We start from the raw sequence: 22,925 nt of genomic DNA, 5'->3' as shown, positions 1-22,925 counted from the left end.
TGAACCCAACAGAATGAATACATTTAGTCTCAGCTACAGGCAATTACAGTGTTTTGCATCCTGCAAATTGTGGGTCGATTAGCTCACTACTTTACCGGGTACGGCTTCGCCACATTTCTGACTAAAGAGCGACCCGCTTTGAATGCAGTTGTAACTGCAAACACAAGGGAGAATTAAGTTTTCTTCATTGATAAAGTTCAAAAAGAAACTGAATCAAAAGCGACCTTTTCTCCTTTGTTTGCCGGATAAATCTCGGCAAGGGCAGGTTTAGCCAATCCGCGATCGGCTTCGAGTTCACACCTGGCTAAGACCGATATCTACAGCAGGATGAAGGTTCGAGTGCGTTTGTCAGTCAATGAGATTTCTTCCTCATGTAGCCCCGTAAACAGAGGCTGCTCCAACATCTACACCAGAAATTGATGCTTATTAATCTCTCTTAATTCTTTTAATTGAGTTAATTAATCATGATTGAAGTATCGATTGCCAGAGAAAAATTTTGAGACACATCAGCTAGTTTTTCTCCATCTATTTGAAGATCTAACCAGTTTTTCAATTCGCTATCCTCGTGATTACAACGTTAGAGGGTATCTGAGAATGGCTCAACATTCTAAATCAGCCCCCTAAATCCCCCAAAATTGGGGGACTTTGAAACAGAATTGATTCGGAAGTCCCCCAATTTTGGGGGATTAGGGGGCGGTTCGAGTTGGAGCTTAACACTTTTAAGACATCCTCTTAAAAAATAATCAAAAGATTAGTTCCCAGTAGAGATTAAATATGAAGGCGCAGGATAAGAAATTACAAAAAACTGCTCGGGAACGCTTTGGATTTGAAGAACTTCATCCAGGACAGTTGCTAGCACTAAAATCTATTCTTGGGGAACGCGATACGCTTGTGGTAATGCCGACAGGTGGCGGAAAATCGGCCATTTATCAAATGGCGGCATTCTTGATTCCGGGGCCTACAGTAGTTGTTTCTCCGTTAATTGCGCTTCAGCGAGATCAAGCGCAGGCGATCGCTCAACAAGAGGTAGGAGAGGCAGCAGTTGTTAATTCAGCAATCCTTAAATCGGAGCGAGATGAGGCATTTGAAGACTTAGAAGAAGGAGAAGTAGAGTTTCTATTTTTAGCACCTGAACAATTCAAAAATCCTGAAACATTGAATCATCTTAAATCGGCTAAACCGAGTTTATTTGTAGTTGACGAAGCTCATTGCATTAGTTCGTGGGGGCACGACTTTCGACCCGATTATTTGCAATTGAAATCCGTTGTTGACGCACTCAATCATCCCAGGATTTTGGCACTGACGGCAACGGCGGCACCGCCTGTCCGAAAAGAGATTGTAGAACGTTTGGGAATGCAGAAAGCGTCCACGATTGTACGCGGGTTCGATCGCCCTAATATCTGGCTAGCCGTTGAGCGCTTTGAAGATGAGGTGGAAAAACAAAGCGCTTTGTTAAAGCAGGTCGTGCGAGCTGAAAAACCAGGTATCGTTTACGCGGCTACACGCAAACGCACTGAAGAGTTAGCTCAATTGCTAAAAGGGGAAAATCTGACTGCAAGTTTCTATCATGCAGGTATGAAAAAGGGCGATCGAGAAGCCGTTGAAGCGGCTTTTATGGCTGATGAAATTGAGGTTTTAGTGGCAACGACTGCATTTGGTATGGGAGTCGATAAACCCAATGTTCGTTTTGTGTTCCATGCTGATATCAGCGATTCTGTCGATTCCTATTATCAGGAAATTGGGCGTGCGGGGCGGGATGGGGAACGGGCTGAAGCTATCCTGTTTTATAACCCAAAGGATTTAAACCTGCGGCGCTTTTTTGCGAGCGGTGGGCAAATTGATGCAGAGCATATTGAACACATTGCTAAAGCCCTACAGAAACAGCCGGACGCTGTTGATCCTAAACAGTTAGAGGATGAAATTGATTTTTCTAAAGCAAAATTGAAGACAGCGTTGAACTGGCTAGCGGAGATCGAGGCGATTGAGACATTACCAACCGGAGAAATCACTGCTAAAGAGACACTCAACGATCCTGAAACGGTCACTGCTGCCGCTCTGGATGCTCAGGAACAATGGGCGCAGTTCGAGCGATCGCGTCTGGAAATGATGCGAGGCTATGCCGAAGTTAAAGATTGCCGCCGTGAGTATTTACTCAACTACTTCGGAGAAGAGCAAGATGAACCGTGCGGCTTCTGCGACAACTGCAAGGCTGGAGTCACCGTTGAAGAAACCGATCGCCAACCGTTCCCAATCAATAGCCAGGTGGTTCACAGATCCTGGGGAAAAGGGACAGTGATGCGATATGAAGGCGACAAAATTGTAGTGCTGTTTGAAAAGGTGGGCTATAAAACTCTTGGCCTCGGTGTTGTAGCGCTTCGAGGTCTTTTACGCCGGGTAGAGTAATTTTGGGGCGATCGTCTTCAATGGCTAGAAGCTACTGATTATACGGCCAAAAGTCAGAGCAACCGATGGCATCTTCGGTTAGTGCGCTCGAAGGATGGATTGGACACTTGAGATAATGACTCCCTGTAAAAAATTGGCACTTAGCGCAGGGAACTTGATGCAGTTTCCTGGCAGATCTCAAGCTGTCCCGAATCATTGCCCAAATGTTCCAAGCAATGAGTGCAACAAATGACCAGGCCACCAAAAAATAGAACCAATGCATACACTTTCCTCCTGTGGTTGTTCCTCTTATCGAAGAATCAAGGGATACGTTAAAAGCCGATTTGTTTATTAACCTGGCAGCCATTGTTCTTAGGGCAAACCGTGTTTGGACTCCGCTCAGCACTCGCTCCCGTGTGGGGTGAGCGGAGTCGAACCCCAATCCCTTATGCCAAATCTTTTATGGCCGGGTTAATAGCTCTACAGACTGCAACCAGTGTGACCAAACCTTGTATGGCTCTGCGATCGCCCTTCCTCAGAGGATGTCTTGGAAGTGCTAATCGCAGTTCAAGCCGCCCGCTTTTCTTGCTTGCTGCAAGTGCTGAGTCCCCAACTCTGGAGAAACTTAAACGGAGAAAGGTTCAGAAGTCCTCCAACGTTGGAGGATTCAGGGGGCTTGCAGAACAGTTTCTATTTTTCAGACAACCGCTCAGCAATGCGACCTAACTAAAGCAATTAAATTGCCTCCAGAACCAGGACTTGGAGAATGTTTTAAAGGTGCTGAGTGTCGCCCGAACCGCCTCCTAAATCCTCCAATTCTGGCTTCGACGTGAGCGCTCAGCCGAACGGGGACTTTGAAATAGAACTGGCGCGGAAGTCCCCCAACCTTGGGGGATTTAGGGGGCACATGCAGTACATTTGCTACTTCTAAAACATCCTCTCAAACCTTTTTTGATCCAGTAAAACGCCGTTGAAGGCTAACCCAGATATTGATTTGGAAGAGTTAATTTAACGCATCCTAGTTATCTACTGTTGAATTAGATAACTACTTGTATTTCTACATTAACGATTTGCTAATGTTCTGCTATCTTTCCAAAGTGTTAGTGTCAGGTGCCTGACCATCCAGCAAGAAGGGAGGTGAAGATCAACCAAATGGATTTAGCGGAACAGATGTCTTTGACCTTTGGGTCGAATTGAGAGTCGAGGGGCTTCAACCAGCACTGCGACTGGTGCAGCTTTACAGCCATTCTCATTTGCATTCACCACACACCAAACACTCCACCCCCATCCTGGCGAGACTGTGGCTGACTCGATTGAGAACTGCTGTAAGTCTGCTTTGTTCATCAATCGCCCACTCAATCCCTAAATCTGTAAGCCTTGCCTCTCGACTAGCCCGACATCAAACACCACCTCAAACTGAAATTCTGGGTCTAATCGGCGCAGCGTTTTGGCGTATCCGTCTGCATCCGAGTATTGGTAAAACCATCCCACATCCACTCGTTGCATGTTGGGCAATAGGCGAACGACAGCCCATCGCTTTCGCAGGCGATCACCGTACGTCATAATAGATTGTCTCCTAAATAAACAAAGGGAGCTTGAGCCAGTGCAGAACTTCGCAGGGGACGCACTGGCTTGTACCTGTGTGAATAATATCGCACACTCCGGGTGTTTGTTTCAACACTTTAAGGGATTGATTTGACGATTCGTTGGCGATTGAGAGAGATTATGGCTCGGCAACGCATGACCAATAAGCGTTTGGCCGACTTGATGGGCGTTCATCCCAATGCAATTTCTCGGATCAAGAATCAAGATACTCTACCGCAAATTGGTGGAGAAACCCTGAATACCCTCTGCAAGTTTCTGGAGTGTACGCCATCTGATTTGATTGAATATGTCCCAGACAAGGCGATCGATGAAGAGCCGTGAGGGGCGATCGCATTTTTATCAAGGCGATCGCAGTGGATTTCTGCCTGAGCCTACTAGATGTATTGATAAGGGATTAATTTGACGGTTCGTTGGCGATTGAGAGAGATTATGGCTCGGCAACGCATGACCAATAAGCGTTTGGCCGAACAAATGGGCGTTCACCCCAATGCGGTTTCACATCTCAAAAATCAAGACATCATGCCGCGTATTGGAGCAGAAACCCTTGATGCACTCTGCAAGTTTCTGGAGTGTACGCCATCTGATTTGATTGAATATGTCCCAGATGAGGCGATCGATGAAGATCCGTGAGGGGCGATCGCATATCAACTACAACTCATCCATCCCTTGCCATCAATCTGACCGTAGCGCTTTCACCGGATCGAGCCGACTGGCACGAATAGCAGGGGGTAAACTCGCCCCAATTCCCACAGCCAGCGCTGCCCCCAGCGCAAACGCGGCTGTATTCATTTCAAACTCGTAGGGTAAGGCAAACCGATCCGCGACAATTACCGTGATGCCGTGTACTGTGGCGATCGCCACCAGTCCTCCCACCACACTTAATACAGTCGCTTCTAAAATGAATTGACCCATAATTTCAGGACGAGTTGCCCCGATCGCTCGCCGCAAGCCAATCTCTGACGTTCGTTCGGTTACAGAGGCAATCATAATGTTAGCAATACCAATGCCGCCCACCAGTAAGGAAATGGCACCGACTGCCGCCAGCGCATTTGAAGCCAATGTCAGGATTTTGCGCTGTTCCAAAATATCTTCAACATTGTTCCACGAGTAAAAATCTGCCCCCGGAAACCGTTGTTGGAGCAACTGTTTGGCGCGATCGCCCAACGCCTCTAATTCATCCAGACTAGTGGGGCGCAAGTTAATTGCACCAATTTCCTTAGTGCCCTGCAAGGCATTGTAAAACGAGATCGGCACCAGCATTTGTCCTTCTGGAGGCGAAAACTCATTGGGCAACGTGGGGATGACTCCTACCACCACATAGGGCTGGCGATCGGCATAGAGTCTTTGTCCTATGGGGTCATCCTCTTGAAACAGTTGAGTCGCCAGCAGTTGATCGATCACCACAACGGGTCGATAGCTGGCAAAATCACCCACTGTAAAGAAACGGCCTGAGACTAATCGTTGTCCAGTGGTTAGCAAAAAGTCTTCGGAAACAGCGACCTGTTGAGAATCGGCTTTACGAGTTTGATACACCACCTGCGAAAACCCTGCCCACGCCGAGGCGCTGCTGGCCTGTAATCCTGGTAACCGTCGCTGCAAATACTCTAGATCGTCTAATTGAAATTGGATCTGACGGCTCCTATCTGATACCCACATGGGAAACAGGGTAACGTGTGGTGCCTCCCGTTCGGCCAGCCGTTGCTCGATCACCGCTCGGCTAATGCTGCCCACCTGAAGCGTAGCGCTGACCGCCGTTACACCCATGAATACCCCCAGTGTGGTGAGTGCAGACCGCAGGCGGTTGCTGTTTAACGAATGGCAGGTGAGTTTGAACAAGTCAACCAGGGTAAGGCTCATGGCAACTCAACCGATGGGATATCGGCTTGCGGTATAACGGTCGTTCCCGGTTGCAGGGTGATATCGGGTGAGGGAAGCAGGACGCGATCGCCCGCCCGCAATCCCGATGTTACTTCAACGGTGGTTAACCCCTCTAAGCCCAAAGCAATGGGTTGAGATTGAGCTTTGCCAGCTTCATCCAGCCGCCACACAAACGGTTCAGCCCCGGTTTGCTGCACCGCTTCAATATCCAGTGCAATCACATTCGATCGCTGCTCTAACACAATTTCAACATTGACCGGGCTTCCCGGAATTAAGGTACGGGTAGGTTGATCAAGACTCACCGTTGTTGGCACCGTCGGTTGACCTGCCGATTCTGATCGCCCGGATGAGCGATCGGCTTCTGAACTGCTGCTCACCGCTTGTGGATAGATCTGGCGTACCCGTCCTGCAAAGACTTGAGCGCTCGGCCCAATGACGCTAACACGAGCCTGGTGATTCAGCCGCACCTGAGCCGCATCCAGGGTTGATAGCTGAAGCTGAACCAGCTCTTGCGAAGGATTACCCAACGTCAGTAGTTCCGTACGGCGATCGATGCCATCCCCGTCTTTGACCTCCACTCCCAACACAATGCCGCTCACCGGAGCCGTCACCACCGAGTCTTGCAACTGTTGCTGAATGCGCTGTTGCTCTAACTTCAGCCCTTCTAGTTCCAGCAAAACCGTTTGCGCTTCTGCTGCTGCCGTGAGCATGGTGGCCTCAACGGTTCGCACCCGCTCCTCTTGATCGCGCACGGCAGTACGCGCCACCGCGCCATCGGCAGCCAGCGTTGCCAGGTTTTGCAAAAAGGCTCGTTCATCGCTTAGCTGCTGGCTGGCGATCGCAATTTCCTGCCGTCGTCGGGCTAACAGCACCGCCTGTTGCTCAATTTTGACCTGCTGATTCGCTAGCGCGGTTTGGCGTTCGGGATTGCGTAGCACAACGACCACTTGCCCTGAGTCAACCCGATCGCCCGGTTCTACCAGGACTTGATCGACCGCTCCTTCCGCAGGCGATCGCAATGTTTGCTGTCCACCCAGTTGTAACGTACCGCTAACATTGATGGTGGTTTCAACCGTCCCTCGTTCAACCGTTAATGTTGGCACTGTAACTGGCGCTGCTGCTCGATGACGCATCTGCATGTAAACCAAGCTGCTGCCAATGCTAATGACCGTTAAAACTCCTGACAAAACCAGCCATTGCGCTCCGGTTTTGAACGATTTATCTTGCCACTTGAACATGCTAATTATTCCAGTCCGCAGAGGAGTTGCATCATTCACCAGCAGTGCCCCGCACTCACCCGATGAGGTTAGATGCGATGCCAGCAAAACGAGTGTTCCCCACTCTTTCGAGTGAGGATGCAATTTCTAGATTGCTTCTCCTTGTAAGGGGGAATGGCAATGAAGTCAAGATAATTTTTGTGGAATTTGGGCAACGCTGGCCAAAGCGCTCACCGTTACTACAAATCACTACAAGCGAGTTGAAGTTAGCTCTGGTTGCTACCGCTGCTTCATTGCCAGCGTTAGCCCGTCTGCCACAGGAACTAAGCTTAATGCAATCCGCCGATCGTGATGCAGTTTTTGGTTAAACAATCGCATTCGTTGCGTGCGGCGATCTTGCACCTGCGGGTCGGCCACTCGCCCCGACCACAGCACATTGTCAATGGCGATTAATCCACCCGGACGAACGAGTTGTAGTGCCTGTTCGTAATAGCCATCATAGTTGCGCTTGTCTGCATCAATGAAGGCAAAATCAAATGTCTCGGCTTCCCCTGCCGCCAGCAATTGATCTAAGGTATCCAGCGCTGGCGCAATGCGTAATTCAATTTTGTGGGCAACGCCTGCCAACTGCCAATGATGACGGGCGATCGCCGTATCGGTTTCATTGATATCACAGGCTACCACCCTGCCATCAGCCGGAAGAGCCAGGGCGATCGCCAAGGCGCTGTACCCGGTAAACACGCCCACGTCCAGGGTTTTCGTTGCCCCAATCAATTGCACCAGCAACGCCATCAACTGCCCTTGCTCTGGCGCAATTTGCATTCGACACTGGGGATGATGTGCCGTCTCATGCCGCAACAGAGCCAGACACGCTGGCTCTCGTAGGGAAACGGATTGGAGATAGTGATTGAGATGGCGATCGAGTCCAAGGGTGTAGGTGGTCATGGGCTGGTTTCAACTGAGAAGGACGGGGTTAGCACCGAGTAACGGTGCTAACCTCTACCACCATTACTCGCCGGATGGCTGGCGACGTGGGCGACGCACCAGCTCACCCGAACAGTTTGGACAGATGGCATTCATTGCGGTGGTGCAGTGGTCACAAAATGTACACTCATACGAACAAATGTAAGCCATACTGTTTAGCAACAGTGGGCGATCGCACCTCTCACACGATCCCTTCATTGATAGCGCCATCAATGACTCCTGAGCGTAACATGCTCCTAAGCGTAATAGCGTTGCTCGATCCAGCTTCGCATTTCAGACTCGTTATCGGATGTAAATGAACGACCGTTGCGAGGGTCATACGCTCGCCATAGCAGTTGCCCATACCGATCGGTTTCTTGCCAAACATGCGGCTCAGCAGTGCCGCTCATGCCAGCAATGAATCGATGCCAGAGCGGCATCCAGCGGTTAGGCCGTTGCGATGGGCTGGCTTCTCGCCTGGGAAGAAATACAGTCTCATAGGCGTGCATGAGCTGTATAGAAAGATTAAGGGCTTTCATCGTAGCACCCCTCCATGTAGAACTAAAAGAACTCAAGGTAATTTAGAGCAACACGACCCGTGTGGCTCTAACGCTCAATTCAGAATCAAGGTCTTTGGGTTCTTAACCTTCAACTCGGAGTGGCGATCGCACATCGGAAATGGCGATCGAGATAGAAGCGGGAATGAGCTGATCTAGAAACCGCTTTTCTATACTTTTTATATTAAAGGTATTTATCGCCTTTGGGAAGAGCCTTTTAAAGCTATATTGGGTTTGTTGCCTTTAATGTAAAAGTTAAAAAACGGATATGGCTTTAGAATCGCAAGTGGAAGTAGACGGTATCAGTTGGCAGATTTTACAAGCGCTACAGGAAGATGCTCGTTTGTCTTACAGTGAGTTGGGGCGACGAGTTGGGCTATCGTCTCCAGCCGTAGTGGAGCGGGTTCGCCGCATGGAAGAAGCCGGAATTATTGTGGGCTATCGGGCAGAGGTCAATCTTGAGAAGTTAGGTCTACCCATTATGGCCTTTATGCGGGTGGCCTCACCGCCAGGGCAATGCGCCAGCATTAGCACTTCGTTTCTCAAATTTCCAGAAGTGCTGGAGTGCCATCGAGTCACTGGCAGTGATGACTATATTGTTAAGGTCGCGGTGTCGTCGGTGGGGCACCTGGAATTATTAATTGATCAGTTTGACCATAGCCAGGTGACGACGCTAATTGTGCTGTCTTCACCGATTACGCGACGAACAATTACCCCTGCCGCCACGCAGGTTGGCAAAGCAGAACTGCGTTGAGACAACATTCGTGTGTTACCGCTTCAATGCCAGGGTTAACCCATCGGCGATCGCCACCATGCTCAGCGTCACGCGATCGTCCTGATGCAACTTCTCGTTAAAGGTGCGAATGGCGATCGTTGTGCTGTCCTGCACTTGCGGGTCGGCCACCTGCCCCGACCACAGCACGTTATCCACCACAATTAGCCCACCCGAACGGACGAGTTGCAGAGCGCGTTCGTAATAGTTCCAATAGTTTCCTTTGTCGGCATCAATGAAGGCAAAATCAAAGGTGTTGGCCTGGCCTGCTGCCAGAAGGCGATCGAGCGTGGTTAAGGCTGGCGCAACGTGCAGCTCCACTTTGTCGGCAACGCCTGCTTGCTGCCAGTAGCGACGGGCGATCGCCGTGTACTCTTCGCTCACATCACAGGCCACAATTTTGCCATCGGGCGGCAGTGCCAGCGCGACCGAGAGCGAACTGTATCCTGTAAACACTCCAACTTCCAGCGTTTTCCTGGCTCCAAGTAGCTGAATCAGGAGTGCCATAAACTGCCCTTGCTCTGGCGCGATCTGCATTCCACTGCTGGGATGGGATGCTGTCTCTTGCCGTAATTGTTGCAAGATCTGCGGCTCCCGCAGGGAAACTGAAAGAAAATACTGGTAAAGGCGATCGTCTAAATTCAATGTTTTGTTAGGCATTGCGACCAGGAAAATAGAACACGGCTTTTCCATGGTATTCGTCCAACTCAGCCATCGGCCAAGCGGCTATGTGTTGAATGGGTTTACAGCCATTTTCATTCACCACGCCTCAAACCCTACACCCCACAGCCATCCTGGCGAGACTGTGGCTGACTCGATTGAGAACTGCTGTAAATACCTCTTGGAGCGTAGCACTGGGCAAATAGCGCTTGAAGATAGACTCAGATGTATGGCTCGGATGCTACGCTCCTGCACACATGTATCGGCCTACAAAATTAGACGTTTAAATTATCCTCTTAGTTGATACATTAGTACTAAATCGATGGCAACGGCTCGCCTGACCGGGCTGAGCCAGGGATAACCGTGCCAGCACAATTGAATACTCAACGCTATAGATAGAGTCAAATAAAAAAAAGAATATACTTGAGGTCTAGATATAGCGATCGCAATCCGCTACGCTATCTTCAGCCCTAATTGTGGTTTGAGCCATTATGTCCTTTGTTGGTCTACACATCCACAGCGACTATAGCCTGCTAGATGGTGCCAGTCAGTTGCCCGAACTGATCGATCGTGCCGTCGATTTAGGAATGCCAGCGATCGCCCTTACTGATCATGGGGTGATGTATGGGGCGATCGAGCTAATCAAAGTCTGCAAAAACAAAGGCGGCATCAAGCCAATCATCGGCAACGAGATGTATTTGATCAACGGCGACATCACCAAACAAGAGCGTCGCCCCCGCTACCACCAGGTAGTGTTAGCCAAAACCAGGCAGGGCTATAAAAACCTGGTGAAGCTAACCACGCTATCTCAGCTTCAGGGCGTGCAGGGCAAAGGCATTTTCTCGCGTCCCTGCATCAACAAAGAGCTACTGGAGCAGTACAAAGAGGGGTTAATTGTTACCAGTGCCTGTTTGGGTGGAGAAGTGCCCCAGGCTATTTTGCAGGGCAGACCCGAAATTGCTCGCCGCGTGGCGCAGTGGTATAAAGATTTGTTTGGCGAAGACTATTATTTAGAGCTTCAAGATCACGGATCGCAAGAAGATCGAATCGTGAATGTTGAGGTGGTCAAAATTGCCCGTGAGTTAGATATTAAACTCATTGCTACGAACGATTCTCACTATATTTCCTGCTACGACGTTGAAGCGCACGATGCCCTGCTCTGCATTCAAACGGGCAAGCTGATTACCGAAGAAAAACGGCTGCGCTACAGCGGCACAGAATATTTGAAATCTGCCGACGAGATGCGCTTGCTGTTCCGCGATCATCTGCCCACTGATGTGATTGAAGAGGCGATCGCCAATACGCTAGAAGTAGCTGAAAAAATCACAGACGACTACGGTATTCTCGGCGAACCGCGCATCCCAGACTATCCCGTTCCCGAAGGCTATACCGGGTCTACCTATCTAGAAGAAGTGACGCGGCAGGGGTTGGCCGATCGCCGCAAATGCCAGTCCTATGGCGAAGTTGAACCCCATTATCAAGAACGTCTGGAGTACGAACTTCAGATGATGCACACAATGGGGTTCGACGGCTACTTCCTCGTCGTCTGGGACTACATTAAATTTGCGCGAGACAACAACATCCCGGTGGGGCCAGGGCGCGGGTCTGCCGCTGGTTCCCTGGTGGCCTACGCCCTGGGTATCACCAACATTGATCCGGTGCACCACGGGCTGCTATTCGAGCGATTTCTCAATCCAGAACGGAAGTCGATGCCGGATATTGATACCGACTTCTGCATTGAACGACGAGACGAGGTGATTCAATACGTTACCCACAAATACGGCACCGAACGGGTGGCGCAAATTATTACCTACAACCGCATGACCTCCAAGGCCGTGCTAAAAGATGTCGCCCGTGTGTTAGATATTCCGTATGGTGATGCCGATCGGATGGCGAAAATGATTCCGGTGGTGCGCGGCAAGCCAACCAAGCTGAAGGTGATGATTTCGGATGACACACCCGCCCCCGAATTTAAAGAGAAATACGAGAATGATCCCAAGGTGCGCCATTGGTTAGATATGGCGCTGCGAATTGAAGGCACCAACAAAAGCATTGGCATTCACGCCGCAGGAGTAGTGATTTCGGCACAACCGCTGGATGAAGTGGTGCCGCTTCAGCGAAATGCCGACGGAGCGGTGTTTACTCAGTACTTCATGGAAGATATTGAATCGCTCGGATTGCTGAAGATGGACTTCCTGGGGCTGAAAAACCTGACGATGATCCAGAAAACCGTGGATCTGGTGCAGCAAACCCGTCAGGTAACGCTGGATCTGGACAATCTCACCCTGGATGACCCTGAAACGTACAAACTGCTCGCCAGAGGCGAGTTGGAGGGCATCTTCCAGGTGGAATCGTCTGGAATGCGGCAAATCGTGCGCGACCTCAAGCCGTCTGGTTTAGAAGATATCTCGTCGGTGCTGGCGCTCTATCGACCGGGGCCGCTGGATGCCGGACTCATTCCCAGGTTTATTAACCGCAAGCATGGGCGGGAAAAAATTGAATATGAACATGAAATCTTAGAACCCATTCTTAACGAAACCTACGGCATTATGGTCTACCAGGAGCAAATCATGAAGATTGCTCAGGACATGGCAGGCTATTCGCTGGGGCAAGCCGACCTGTTGCGGCGGGCAATGGGTAAAAAGAAAAAGTCGGAGATGGAGAAGCATCAAGAGCTGTTTGTTAAAGGGGCTGAAAAGAATAAGGTGAAGCCCCAGGTGGCAGCGGCTCTGTTTGAACAAATGGTGATGTTTGCCGAGTATTGCTTCAACAAGTCTCACTCAACGGCCTATGGGTATGTGACGTATCAGACGGCCTATCTCAAGGCCAATTATCCAGTTGAATACATGGCGGCGCTGTTAACGGCTAACAGCGGCGACCAGGACAAAGTTCAGAAATACCTTGCCACTTGCATTAGCATGGGCATTCAGGTTGAACCGCCCGACATCAACCGCTCCAGGGTAGACTTTACGCCGCTCGAAAAAAGCATTCTGTTTGGGCTGTCGGCAGTGCGCCATGTGGGGCTAGGTGCGATCGAGCATCTGCTGCAAGCCCGTGAAGAAGGCGGCAATTTTACCTCGTTACCCGATTTGTGCGATCGCGTCGATCCCCGCACCCTCAACCGTCGTGCAATGGAAGCGTTGATTCAGTGCGGTGCCCTGGACTGCATTAACCCTAACCGCAATCAGCTAATGCAGGATCTCGATCCGGTGCTGGAGTGGGCACAGTCTCGTGCCAAAGATCGGGCGATCGGTCAGGGCAATCTGTTTGATATATTGGGCGGCAGTGCCACCGCTGGAGCAGCCAGCACCACTGGGTTTGAGAGTGCGCCCAAATCCTCTCCGGTGGATGATTATCCGCCGCAAGAAAAGCTCAAACTGGAAAAAGAACTGTTGGGGTTCTACATTTCCGACCATCCGCTGAAATCGGTGCAGCAGGCGGCGCAGTTACTCGCCCCCATTAATTTATCTGACCTGGCCGACAAGCCCGACAACGTGACGCTGAGCGCAATTGTGATGTTGAGTACGGTTAAACCTGTGACGACTAAAAAGGGCGATCGCATGGCAATATTGCAGATCGAAGACCTCACCGGACATGCAGAGGCGGTGGTGTTTCCCAAGGCGTTTGAACGGTTTGGTCACTATATTCAAGTAGATGCGCGGCTGATGGTGTGGGGCAAGGTAGATAAACGGGACGATCGCAACCAGCTAATCATTGAAGATGCCGAACCCATTGAGGACGTGCGGATGGTGATGGTCGAACTCGACCCCCACATTGCCAGCGATATTACTCAGCAGCACCATCTTAGAACCGTGTTGCTAGAGCAGCGGGGCGATGAAGAGTCGGGCAAAGTGCCAGTGATTGCAGTGATTTCCAACCAGCAGCAGCGGCAGATCGTGAGACTGGGGGCACAATTTCGTGTGTTAAATCAACTGTCGGCGGTTGATGCCCTGGTGAAGGCCGGATTTCAGGCAAGACCGGATTCGTTGACCCATGCATCTTGACCCGTGTTGACTCGAACATAAGCGGATTGATCCTGTAGAGTGCAATTCGTTTATCTGTCTGCGCTCTTGAGCCGAACAGGCGACCGCTGTTGTCTCAACCAAAGCACTGCCACCAACACCACGCTAATCATGCCCAACCCGGTATAGTTAACCGCTTTCCACCCCAGGCTGGTTAATACCTGTCCAGAAAGAAATGTTGCAAATGCCACAAAGCTAAACATCAAAAAGTCGTGCGTTGCCTGCGTTTTTGCCCGCTCTACTGGAGCGTAGGCTTCCGTGAGTAGAGTGGTAGACCCAATGAACATAAAGTTCCAGCCCACCCCAAGCAGCAGCAACGCCACGTAAAAATTCGTCGCGTCGGTGCCAGCTAAGTTCACCGCAATGCAGGCTCCATTCAGCCCAATACCGACCAGAATAATGGTCAAGACCCCAAACCGGGCAATCAAAAATCCAGTAAATAGAGACGGGACAAACATTCCCAACACATGCCACTGAATCACAGAGGCTGCTGTGCCAAAGGAATGGTGGACTGTTACCATCGCCAGCGGCGTTGCCGTCATCAACAGCGCCATCACGCCATAGCCAATCATGCTGCCCAATACCGCAACGATGAAGACGGGCTGTTGGGCGATCGCCGTTAATCGTCGCCCAGAGTCTGACTGGGTGTGGTGAGTTAGCGATGGCATTTGCACCATTGTTAATAGCGCGATCGCCAGCAGTTGCAACCCGGCGATCGCCAGCAAGCCACCCGCAAACGCAACGCTTAACCAGTCCTTTGTCCAGATGGCTAACCCTGGCCCCACAATGGCCGCTACAATTCCACCCGCTACAACAAAAGAAATGGCTCGACTGCGAAACGACTCACTGGCGACATCGGCAGCGGCAAAGCGGTAATAGCCCACAAAACCGTTGAACGTGCCATACAGCAGCGTCGCGATGCAAAACAAAACGAAATTGCTGTTTAAGACGGCGATCGCTCCCAAACTAGCGCCAGCCAGCCCAATTAACGCACCGCTGATAAAGCCTAGCTTCCGTCCCAACCGTCTCAAAATTAACGCCGCTGGAATGGTGGCTAGCATCGTCGCCAACTGCTGCACGGCTAGCGGCAACGTCGCCAACGATGGATCTGCCGCTAACGTCGCCCCGATTAACGCCGCTGTTGTAAACAAAACAATACTGCCCGTCATTGCTAGCGCCTGACATGCGGCGAGCAAACCAATATTTTTCTGCGCCTGATTCACGGTTACAAGCCAAGGTAAAAGACAATGATACTGAGATCATCGTCTCAACGCTGACCCAATAGCAGCAAAAGTAGCTGCTAACGTTTGTTGGCGTGCTCAATAGTCTGCGTAGGATAAGCCTGGAAATTCAACACATGGGCGATTGAATATTTATCACTTGGATGCCAATGTTGTTTCCCTTTCAAGAAATGAAACCTCTAATCCAGATAGCGGCCTCGTTTGATTAGTAGTAGCCTGCTAGAAACGGCTATGTAATTGCTACATTAAGTTGTAGGTTTGCTCAGAAGTGCAGCATTATGACAGAACTACTCGAAAGAATCACGATTAACCCTAAACAGTGTGGCGGTCGTCCCTGCATTCGAGGTATGAGAATTCGGGTGTCAGATGTTTTAGATTTGTTTGCGGCTGGACTGAGTGCGGAAGAGATTTTGGAAGAGATGCCCGATCTTGAGGCAGATGATCTGACGGCGGCACTTGTATACGCATCGCGTAAGCTCAACCATCCAATATTGGTGGCATGACAATTTGGATTGATGCACAGTTGACTCCTGCGATCGCAACTTGGATTAGCAGCACTTTTGAAGTGACAGCATTAGCTTTACGAGATGTTGGTTTGAGAGACGCTGAAGATCCTGAGATTTTTGAGGCAGCAAAGGCTCAAGGCGTTATATTCATGACTAAAGACAGTGACTTTGTTGATCTAGTTGATCGTCTTGGTTCGCCACCGCAGATTATCTGGTTGACTTGCGGTAATACCTCAAATGTTCAGTTGCGAGAAATTTTGCGTGCTACTTTGCCACAGGCACTAGAGCTTTTACAATCTGGTGAAGCTTTAGTTGAAATTAGCGACGCACGCTAACATGCCCATGCACACCGACCGTTGAGAGTTGATTGGTTATGATGCAAAGGTTATTTACGGCGGGTGATGGGCATGGTTATCAGCTACCAGGCATATACTACAAATACTACAGGTAGCCGTGAGCCGTGTTCAATCTTGGTTAGCGCTTCACGGTGGGACGGTGAACGATCGTCTCAACCACACGCCGTCTGGCATTGGGTTCAATTCCCACCAAACGAACATAATCATTGTCATGGTCGGCCAAGCACGCCTCCAAGGTGGCGATCGCCTCACGCGGATTGCCCTGCACCACCGCATAACTTTGCCACGAGTTGGTGCGGAACCGCCGCTCGTTGACGTACTCTAGCCCCACTCGATAGCCCTGATTGAGCAGGTCTTTCAACGTTTTTGCAGTCTCCTGGTTCAAGTCCGTTGGTTGCCCGTTGCGGTTGCGCTCGTCGTTTGCTGGTTGAGTGGAATAGGGGCGATTCTCCTGGGTGGCATGGCGAGTTTGCCCATTCCCTGCCACCGCAGGATTAGCAGGAGCCGATTCCTCACGAGCCATTTGCTGCGCCGCTAAATTCACCTCTCCCAAACGTCTGTTGCTGCGGTGCAGCACTTCGTTATATTCCTGCGACAACCGCATTTCCCGTACCCGATCTTGCTCGGCCACCATCTTTTTACCCAGCTCAATCAGGTGGGACAGGCCAAAATCGGGTTTGCGGAAGTCTGGCAGGCGATCGGGACTGTTCACCACTCGCGCCGACACCTTTTCAATTCCCACATCGGCAATGAACTGACGCACCAGCTCGTCATACAGCCTGGAACGCAGCGCACTGTAAAAGTCGATCGCCTGATTGGGAAACGTGTCTACCAGTTTCGTAATGTCATCGCGGGCGATCGCATCCTGTTCAAATATGCCGCCCACAATACCAATGCGGTCATCCCGATTCGGTTCCCAGAAAAACTTCTCCATCCGTCCGTCTCGAATCAGGGGAGCGTACAGCGTGGAGAAGTCGTTTCCCGTTACCACAATCGGAACCCGCTGAATCGGTTCAATTTCGTAACTCCCGGGAAGCTGCACATTGGTAGGGTTATCGGCAATATTCATCAACGTGCCGTTTACCAACTGCGTGTTCACCGTGTATTGGGTGAACTGATCCACCCGCCCCGCTCCAGCATCGAGGTCATTGATCATCAGCACCGTCATTCGACCACGCACCCGGCACAGTTCAGCCGCTTCTCGATAGCGCAGACGAATCAACCGCGCTGGGTCGCCTGCATCCGGGCTTTCCATCTCGCCCGCAGACATGTGTACGGCCTCCACACCCATCCGCTGGAATGCCAGGTCACATTGAAACGACTTTCCTTCCCCTTTGCGCCCGTGAATTCCCAAAATCAACGGGACGCGGACTCCCGGCAAATCCAGGTAGTTTTTGGTGATATGAATCGAGAGTTTGTCTAAAAATTGAGGCGCAATGTAATAGCTCATGACCTGTCCTAAAACTCAAAGCAAGCAGCAAACGATGTTTCTAATGATCGAACCAGCGCAACCAGGCATCCCAACCCTGCACCAAATCAGCAAGTTCGGCGTATCCAGCCGCACCTGGATGGGCACCATCTCTGGCCTGTACCTGTTGCATCCACTGTTCGGAGTGGCTTAAGGGGGTAAAAACATTGAGATAAGGAATCTTTAGAGCATTACACAACGATGCAAAGCGGTCTGATAACTCAGACGTTCGACGATTTTGCTCTGCATCGGCGATCGGCAATGGCCCAACCATCAACACATTGTAGTGTCGCTGCGCCACCGATAAAATGGCATCGGCATTTCGAATCGAATCTGAAAGCGCAATTCGTGTTTTATTCTCTTCCGCCGTTGTATCGTTTACACCAAACGAAAAGGCAACCCGCCCATCACACCCTTTGGGCAAACGGCAAGCAACTTCTGATTGCCAGCGACGGCTAATGTCGGCAGTGGTCTCACGACGCACGCCTAAATTGTAATACGTGAGATCCCTGGCTTGGGATACGGCGCGATCGCTACCACCTGCGGCAACGGCACACACTCGCCCCGTCCAGCCCAAACAGTCTGGATCACCCGTACCATTGACGAACGAATCGCCAACAAAGCATATTCGGATGTCAGGATGTGACATGAACCAATTCCTTACGACAGCAGGAGAGGCAGGATCACCCACCCCTCCCGCGATCGCTAAACCGACCTAAACCAGCATGAGTTCAGCCGATGGTGAACCCAGCCCCAGATTAATAGCGGTAAGAACTGCCGCTGCTACCGGGCTTGTGCACGATAAAGCTGAGTACCTGGCACTGCTTGATGTTGTCAAAGCCGACAACCCGAACGAAGCAATCGCGGTACTCGTTGCGGCACTCGTTGATTTCAGCCAGTACTTCTTGAACGTTCTTTGCACCAAACAAAGGCAGCTTCCACAGCGTCCAGTAGTAGGTGGTTGGCTCCGAGTTTTCGTTAAACTCAACGGCAGGAATGTAGCCCTGGTCGATGATGTACTGAATTTGGCGAGCAATTTGCTGATCGCTCAACGGTGGCAAATAAGAAAGAGTTTCGTAACGACGTTCTTTGCGTAGAGTCTGCATAATGTCCTAATCGCTTGGTCTTTGTTGAGGTTGAATGATTGAACGTTAGCCAGGGAGGCTATCTGAATCCGGTTCTGGCTCGGTTGCGGGGGATGGCTCAACGGTTGCTGGCGGATTCGCCGGGTTGAGTTGGGTAATGCGCTCTAGATACTGGCGGCGGTACTCCATGTTCGCTTGCTGAATTCCAGTGCGAACCATTTCGGGCAGAAAATCCGTAACCTCCTCCGCCAGATGCGCCCTCACCGTCATAATGCGAAACGCTAATTCCTGATTTTCCCGCAGCAGTTCTTGAATGTAAGCCTCTCCGTTCTGGATTTTGCCAGTGCTAGAAAAGCGGTTCAGCCAGAATGCCTTGGGCGGATCGGTTTCGCTAAGCTGACCCAAAACTACCCGCACAGCTTGATACGTTAGGTAGCTAACCAGCGTATTGGCTGTGTCTTTTGCAATTTTCTTCAGATCCATTCCGACACCAGCCTGAGAGGATTTTAGATTTCAGATTTTGGATTTTAGAGTGATCCAAAATCCAAAACCCAAAATCCCAACATTTAGAGTGATCAGATGGTATCGACGGCTTCAAATTCAAACTTGATTTCTTTCCATAGCTCGCAAGCGGCTGCCAGTTCAGGAGACCACTTACATGCTTCGCGGATGATGTCGCCACCTTCACGCATCATGTCACGGCCTTCGTTACGAGCTTGAACGCACGCTTCTAGCGCAACACGATTAGCGGTTGCACCCGGCGCATTCCCCCAGGGGTGACCCAAGGTACCACCACCAAACTGAAGCACAGAGTCATCGCCAAAGATTTCAACCAGCGCTGGCATGTGCCATACGTGAATACCACCAGAGGCTACGGCCATTACGCCGGGCATGGATGCCCAATCCTGGGTGAAGTAGATACCGCGAGACATGTCCTTCTCGACGTAGTTTTCGCGCAGAAGGTCAACAAATCCCATCGTAATGGCTTTGTCTCCTTCCAACTTACCCACAACGGTTCCTGTGTGAATGTGGTCACCACCGGACATCCGCAGCGCTTTTGCCAACACGCGGAAGTGAATTCCGTGGTTCTTTTGGCGATCGATTACAGCGTGCATAGCGCGGTGAATGTGGAGCAGTACTCCGTTATCGCGGCACCAGTGAGCCAGAGTGGTGTTGGCGGTGAAGCCTGCCGTGAGATAGTCATGCATAACGATGGGCATGCCCAGCTCTTTGGCATACTCTGCCCGCTTCAGCATTTCCTCACAGGTCGGAGCCGTCACGTTGAGGTAGTGGCCTTTAATTTCACCCGTTTCAGCCTGAGCTTTGTAGATTGCTTCGGCCACAAAGGTGAAGCGATCGCGCCAACGCTGGAACGGTGCAGAGTTGATGTTTTCATCGTCTTTGGTGAAGTCTAGACCGCCGCGCAGACACTCATACACCGCACGACCATAGTTCTTCGCAGATAGGCCGAGCTTCGGCTTAATGGTGCAACCCAGCAGGGGACGACCATATTTGTTGATTTTGTCACGCTCAACCTGAATTCCGTGGGGCGGCCCCTGGAAGGTTTTCAGGTAAGCCACTGGAATCCGCAAATCTTCCAGACGCAACGCCTTTAGAGCCTTGAATCCAAATACGTTCCCCACAATAGAGGTGAACATGTTGGTAACAGAGCCTTCCTCGAACAGATCGAGCGGATAAGCAATGTAGGCAATGAATTGGTTATCTTCACCCCGAACTGGCTCGATATCATAGCAGCGACCTTTGTAACGATCCAGGTCGGTTAACAGGTCTGTCCAGACGGTCGTCCAGGTTCCGGTAGATGATTCTGCGGCTACGGCAGCTCCTGCCTCTTCAAAAGGAACACCAGGCTGAGGCGTCACCCGAAACGCGGCCAGAATGTCGGTGTCTTTGGGTGTATAGTCCGGGGTGTAATACGTTAACTTGTACTCTTTAACCCCAGCTTCATACCCAGATTTGCTCTGGGTTCTCGTTTGCGAGTAAGACATGTTTTCCCTTCCTGTGAATCACTAGAGCCGAACGATGATAGAACCCTGCCCTGCTCAACCCAATCTATGGGCTAGGCGGCTAGAAACTTGCTTTAGAGGCAACTCATGCTAACGACGAATATCGATCGCTATCAGGGCATGACTAAATTGAACAATGTTTTAGGCAAAATTCGATTTCATTTTTGAAGCGTCTGCCCTGATCGATGGGTTCACACAAAATATTATCAGGATTTCTATAAGTACAACTTTCAAAGTTCTTAGCGTCTCTATAACTAGGGTTTATCTTTTCAACAAAATGTAACGCTTTATGTGATGTATTACGATTCTGTTGATTTAATTCGCACTTTAATATATAAAAACTTAGAAATTGGAGTAGGCACACTTGAAGGTGTGGAAAAGCGGCAACAATCGTCTCAATTTGCCTTAGTTTGCTGCTTCTGGCCTGAAGCGAGTTCAGCTACTCGATTTTTTTGTGATAGAAACCTGGTTCGTTCTCGCCAGTAATTGTGTTTCATCACTTTGCAAAAACTGCCGCCAACGATATTAATAAATGTGACGCGCTGGCGGTTGATGCCTCCAGGGTTTATTTGAACGGATGATTGAGCTAAAAGAGCGGTTGCATGAGTGACTTTTCTGAACAATGGCTAGCGTCTCACTATTGGGTTGAGAGATTGATTGAGTGATTGGGTTGAGTTTGACTCCTGTTTTGATACCGTTGTCAACCGATCGGTTGCCACTATTTGTATTTAGCGATCGAACGAACACGCGATCGCCCACGCTCAGGATGCCGCTGCTAAGATCTGAACAGTCCTCAGGTCATCATCATTCTTTCGTCCCCTACTCGTGCTGTGGTAACCCATCCCGCAGTTCACTGCATTAACCCGGAGTGTTCCGACCCATATCCACAGAGTTGGGGCAACAAGTTCTGCCAAAGTTGTGGGTCGCCTTTACTGCTGCAAAAACGCTACCTGCCGCTGAGACGCATTGGTTCGGGTGGGTTTGCTGTGACCTACACCGTGTATGATGTGCAGTCCAACATCGAGCGTGTGTTGAAGGTGTTGGTCGATCAAGCGCCCAAAGCGGTGGAGCTATTTGAGCAAGAGGCGCAGGTGCTAGCCAGCCTCAATCATCCGGGTGTGCCAACCGTAGAACCGCACAGCTTTTTCCGCGTGCCGGTGGGAAATCCGGTGAAGCAGACATTGCCCTGCCTGGTGATGGAAAAAATTGATGGGGAAACGCTAGAAGATGTTTTGGAGAAACACCCGCAAGGGTGCCCCGAAGCCGATGTTGTTAATTGGCTGTATCAATCGGTTGAGATTTTACAAACCCTGCATCAGCGACAGATTGTTCACCGCGACCTGAAGCCTGCTAACTTAATGCAGCGGCAGGGGTTAGGGCAATTGGTGATGATTGACTTTGGCGGCGCGAAACAAATGCAGCCTCAGCGATCGCCTAGCGCCAGTTCCACTCGTTTGGTCTCTCCCGGTTATAGCCCCCCAGAGCAACGGTCGGGCAGTGCGGTTCAACCCGCTTCCGATTTTTATGCGCTGGGGCGCACGATGATTCATTTGCTCACCGGGCGATATCCAGCCGATTTAGAAGATCCGTTGACGGGCGAGTTGAAATGGCGATCGGTGGTCTCTGTGAATCCGGCTCTGGCTGATTTGTTAGATGACTTAACGCGAGCAGACCTGGCTAAGCGCCCTGCAACGGCGGCAGAAGTGCGATCGCGCCTGCAACAGTTTGCCCCGCTCCCGGCGGCGCTCAGCCCGACCCAGCGAGTTGCAACCCAACTCAGGCTGGCTCAGCGTCAGCTCATGGATGCGTTTAAGCAGGAAGTGGCTCGTTTTAGACAAGGTGCCGCAGCGCTGACAACGATCGTGGCTCGGATAGTGGTTTGGACGGTCAAAGCGGCGATCGACACTGCCTGGGGCACTGTCCTGGCTGGAATTGGAGGTGGGGTGGGTGCCACCATTGGCTTTATCCTGGCCTATTCGTTGCCCTTTGGCGGTCGTATTACTACTCACCTATCGCAATATTGGGCGGAGCTAGCGCCCGATGCGCCGTTAGAAATTGGGTCAGGCTTTTTGCTGTTTGCCCTGGCGGGTGCGGGAACTGCGATCGGGTTAACGCTATCGGGCAGTTTTCGGCAGCGGCGTCGCTTCTTTTGGGGCAGTTTAATGGGGTTGGTGGGGTATGTGTTGGGA

General features: G+C 50.8%; 21 protein-coding genes. 8 read left to right on the top strand and 13 right to left on the bottom strand.

Annotation, left to right across the window (positions count from 1 at the left end; genetic code table 11):
• Positions 1-774: 774 nt before the first annotated feature.
• A complete protein-coding gene (locus IQ268_RS19050; protein ID WP_193882617.1) occupies positions 775-2,403 on the top strand; it encodes an ATP-dependent DNA helicase RecQ in 1,629 nt (542 codons plus the stop codon).
• Positions 2,404-3,744: 1,341 nt separating this feature from the next.
• On the opposite strand, the gene IQ268_RS19045 is transcribed toward IQ268_RS19050, so the two are convergent.
• Complete coding sequence (locus IQ268_RS19045; protein WP_193882615.1) at positions 3,745-3,945, bottom strand: hypothetical protein; 201 nt, start codon at positions 3,943-3,945, stop codon at positions 3,745-3,747.
• 132 nt (positions 3,946-4,077) lie between these two features.
• Here IQ268_RS19045 and IQ268_RS19040 point away from each other — a divergent pair, with 132 nt between their 5' ends.
• A complete protein-coding gene (locus IQ268_RS19040) occupies positions 4,078-4,308 on the top strand; it encodes a helix-turn-helix domain-containing protein (protein ID WP_339383409.1) in 231 nt (76 codons plus the stop codon).
• Positions 4,309-4,386: 78 nt separating this feature from the next.
• A complete protein-coding gene (locus IQ268_RS19035) occupies positions 4,387-4,617 on the top strand; it encodes a helix-turn-helix domain-containing protein (protein WP_339383408.1) in 231 nt (76 codons plus the stop codon).
• A gap of 42 nt (positions 4,618-4,659) precedes the next feature.
• Here IQ268_RS19035 and IQ268_RS19030 read toward each other — a convergent pair whose 3' ends face one another.
• The 5 genes from IQ268_RS19030 to IQ268_RS19010 all read right to left on the bottom strand — a co-directional run bounded on the left by IQ268_RS19030 (position 4,660) and on the right by IQ268_RS19010 (position 8,584).
• The gene (locus IQ268_RS19030) at positions 4,660-5,844 is read right to left on the bottom strand and encodes an ABC transporter permease (protein ID WP_193882607.1); all 1,185 of its coding nucleotides are present in this window, start codon (positions 5,842-5,844) and stop codon (positions 4,660-4,662) included.
• Positions 5,841-7,226: an efflux RND transporter periplasmic adaptor subunit gene (locus IQ268_RS19025; protein WP_228035513.1), complete on the bottom strand. Its 1,386-nt coding sequence runs from the start codon at positions 7,224-7,226 to the stop codon at positions 5,841-5,843. Before IQ268_RS19025 ends, IQ268_RS19030 begins: the two co-directional genes overlap by 4 nt.
• Before the next feature lie 135 nt (positions 7,227-7,361).
• Complete coding sequence (locus IQ268_RS19020; RefSeq protein WP_193882604.1) at positions 7,362-8,027, bottom strand: class I SAM-dependent methyltransferase; 666 nt, start codon at positions 8,025-8,027, stop codon at positions 7,362-7,364.
• 63 nt (positions 8,028-8,090) lie between these two features.
• Positions 8,091-8,216 carry a DUF1272 domain-containing protein gene (locus tag IQ268_RS33510; protein ID WP_370584686.1) on the bottom strand — a complete coding sequence of 42 codons (126 nt, stop codon included), beginning with the start codon at positions 8,214-8,216 and terminating at the stop codon, positions 8,091-8,093.
• 86 nt (positions 8,217-8,302) lie between these two features.
• Entirely contained in the window at positions 8,303-8,584 is a 282-nt protein-coding gene (locus tag IQ268_RS19010) for a hypothetical protein (RefSeq protein ID WP_193882598.1), read from the bottom strand.
• Positions 8,585-8,870: 286 nt separating this feature from the next.
• Here IQ268_RS19010 and IQ268_RS19005 point away from each other — a divergent pair, with 286 nt between their 5' ends.
• A complete protein-coding gene (locus IQ268_RS19005) occupies positions 8,871-9,356 on the top strand; it encodes an Lrp/AsnC family transcriptional regulator (protein ID WP_193882595.1) in 486 nt (161 codons plus the stop codon).
• A 15-nt stretch (positions 9,357-9,371) separates the two neighbouring features.
• Here IQ268_RS19005 and IQ268_RS19000 read toward each other — a convergent pair whose 3' ends face one another.
• A complete protein-coding gene (locus tag IQ268_RS19000) occupies positions 9,372-10,034 on the bottom strand; it encodes a class I SAM-dependent methyltransferase (protein ID WP_193882592.1) in 663 nt (220 codons plus the stop codon).
• Positions 10,035-10,525: 491 nt separating this feature from the next.
• Between IQ268_RS19000 and IQ268_RS18995 the strand changes: the two genes are divergently transcribed.
• Entirely contained in the window at positions 10,526-14,038 is a 3,513-nt protein-coding gene (locus IQ268_RS18995) for a DNA polymerase III subunit alpha (protein WP_193882589.1), read from the top strand.
• A gap of 50 nt (positions 14,039-14,088) precedes the next feature.
• Here IQ268_RS18995 and IQ268_RS18990 read toward each other — a convergent pair whose 3' ends face one another.
• Positions 14,089-15,279: an MFS transporter gene (locus IQ268_RS18990; RefSeq protein ID WP_193882586.1), complete on the bottom strand. Its 1,191-nt coding sequence runs from the start codon at positions 15,277-15,279 to the stop codon at positions 14,089-14,091.
• Positions 15,280-15,575: 296 nt separating this feature from the next.
• Between IQ268_RS18990 and IQ268_RS18985 the strand changes: the two genes are divergently transcribed.
• On the top strand, positions 15,576-15,800 hold the full coding sequence (locus tag IQ268_RS18985) for a DUF433 domain-containing protein (protein ID WP_193882583.1): 225 nt from the start codon (positions 15,576-15,578) through the stop codon (positions 15,798-15,800).
• A complete protein-coding gene (locus tag IQ268_RS18980; protein ID WP_193882579.1) occupies positions 15,797-16,138 on the top strand; it encodes a DUF5615 family PIN-like protein in 342 nt (113 codons plus the stop codon). The genes IQ268_RS18985 and IQ268_RS18980 overlap by 4 nt, the downstream gene beginning before the upstream one ends.
• A gap of 139 nt (positions 16,139-16,277) precedes the next feature.
• Here IQ268_RS18980 and IQ268_RS18975 read toward each other — a convergent pair whose 3' ends face one another.
• From IQ268_RS18975 to IQ268_RS18955, 5 genes are all read right to left on the bottom strand, one after another.
• The gene (locus IQ268_RS18975; protein WP_193882576.1) at positions 16,278-17,609 is read right to left on the bottom strand and encodes a ribulose bisphosphate carboxylase small subunit; all 1,332 of its coding nucleotides are present in this window, start codon (positions 17,607-17,609) and stop codon (positions 16,278-16,280) included.
• Positions 17,610-17,649: 40 nt separating this feature from the next.
• Positions 17,650-18,276, bottom strand: a complete 627-nt coding sequence (locus IQ268_RS18970) for a GDSL-type esterase/lipase family protein (RefSeq protein ID WP_193882574.1) — start codon at positions 18,274-18,276, stop codon at positions 17,650-17,652.
• A 109-nt stretch (positions 18,277-18,385) separates the two neighbouring features.
• A complete protein-coding gene (locus IQ268_RS18965) occupies positions 18,386-18,733 on the bottom strand; it encodes a ribulose bisphosphate carboxylase small subunit (RefSeq protein WP_193882571.1) in 348 nt (115 codons plus the stop codon).
• Between the two features lie 45 nt (positions 18,734-18,778).
• Positions 18,779-19,195, bottom strand: a complete 417-nt coding sequence (locus tag IQ268_RS18960; RefSeq protein WP_193882568.1) for a chaperonin family protein RbcX — start codon at positions 19,193-19,195, stop codon at positions 18,779-18,781.
• A gap of 92 nt (positions 19,196-19,287) precedes the next feature.
• Positions 19,288-20,718: a form I ribulose bisphosphate carboxylase large subunit gene (locus tag IQ268_RS18955; RefSeq protein WP_193882565.1), complete on the bottom strand. Its 1,431-nt coding sequence runs from the start codon at positions 20,716-20,718 to the stop codon at positions 19,288-19,290.
• An 848-nt stretch (positions 20,719-21,566) separates the two neighbouring features.
• On the opposite strand from IQ268_RS18955, the gene IQ268_RS18950 reads away from it, so the two are divergent.
• A partial coding sequence (locus tag IQ268_RS18950; protein ID WP_193882562.1) for a serine/threonine-protein kinase occupies positions 21,567-22,925 on the top strand: 1,359 nt, incomplete at its 3' end.

Origin of the sequence: Oculatella sp. LEGE 06141 (assembly GCF_015207605.1) — a bacterium.
Classification (GTDB): domain Bacteria; phylum Cyanobacteriota; class Cyanobacteriia; order Elainellales; family Elainellaceae; genus Oculatella.
The sequence above is the reverse complement of the archived record's forward strand: the minus strand, read 5'-3'. Positions and strand labels throughout refer to the sequence as shown.

What these genes read in the sequence shown, in the direction of transcription:
- IQ268_RS19050 (WP_193882617.1), top strand. Translation starts at nt 775, where the DNA reads ATGAAGGCGCAGGATAAGAAATTACAAAAAACTGCTCGGGAACGCTTT.
- IQ268_RS19045 (WP_193882615.1), bottom strand. Translation starts at nt 3,945, where the DNA reads ATGACGTACGGTGATCGCCTGCGAAAGCGATGGGCTGTCGTTCGCCTA.
- IQ268_RS19030 (WP_193882607.1), bottom strand. Translation starts at nt 5,844, where the DNA reads ATGAGCCTTACCCTGGTTGACTTGTTCAAACTCACCTGCCATTCGTTA.
- IQ268_RS19020 (WP_193882604.1), bottom strand. Translation starts at nt 8,027, where the DNA reads ATGACCACCTACACCCTTGGACTCGATCGCCATCTCAATCACTATCTC.
- IQ268_RS33510 (WP_370584686.1), bottom strand. Translation starts at nt 8,216, where the DNA reads ATGGCTTACATTTGTTCGTATGAGTGTACATTTTGTGACCACTGCACC.
- IQ268_RS19010 (WP_193882598.1), bottom strand. Translation starts at nt 8,584, where the DNA reads ATGAAAGCCCTTAATCTTTCTATACAGCTCATGCACGCCTATGAGACT.
- IQ268_RS19005 (WP_193882595.1), top strand. Translation starts at nt 8,871, where the DNA reads ATGGCTTTAGAATCGCAAGTGGAAGTAGACGGTATCAGTTGGCAGATT.
- IQ268_RS19000 (WP_193882592.1), bottom strand. Translation starts at nt 10,034, where the DNA reads ATGCCTAACAAAACATTGAATTTAGACGATCGCCTTTACCAGTATTTT.
- IQ268_RS18995 (WP_193882589.1), top strand. Translation starts at nt 10,526, where the DNA reads ATGTCCTTTGTTGGTCTACACATCCACAGCGACTATAGCCTGCTAGAT.
- IQ268_RS18985 (WP_193882583.1), top strand. Translation starts at nt 15,576, where the DNA reads ATGACAGAACTACTCGAAAGAATCACGATTAACCCTAAACAGTGTGGC.
- IQ268_RS18980 (WP_193882579.1), top strand. Translation starts at nt 15,797, where the DNA reads ATGACAATTTGGATTGATGCACAGTTGACTCCTGCGATCGCAACTTGG.
- IQ268_RS18975 (WP_193882576.1), bottom strand. Translation starts at nt 17,609, where the DNA reads ATGAGCTATTACATTGCGCCTCAATTTTTAGACAAACTCTCGATTCAT.
- IQ268_RS18970 (WP_193882574.1), bottom strand. Translation starts at nt 18,276, where the DNA reads ATGTCACATCCTGACATCCGAATATGCTTTGTTGGCGATTCGTTCGTC.
- IQ268_RS18965 (WP_193882571.1), bottom strand. Translation starts at nt 18,733, where the DNA reads ATGCAGACTCTACGCAAAGAACGTCGTTACGAAACTCTTTCTTATTTG.
- IQ268_RS18960 (WP_193882568.1), bottom strand. Translation starts at nt 19,195, where the DNA reads ATGGATCTGAAGAAAATTGCAAAAGACACAGCCAATACGCTGGTTAGC.
- IQ268_RS18955 (WP_193882565.1), bottom strand. Translation starts at nt 20,718, where the DNA reads ATGTCTTACTCGCAAACGAGAACCCAGAGCAAATCTGGGTATGAAGCT.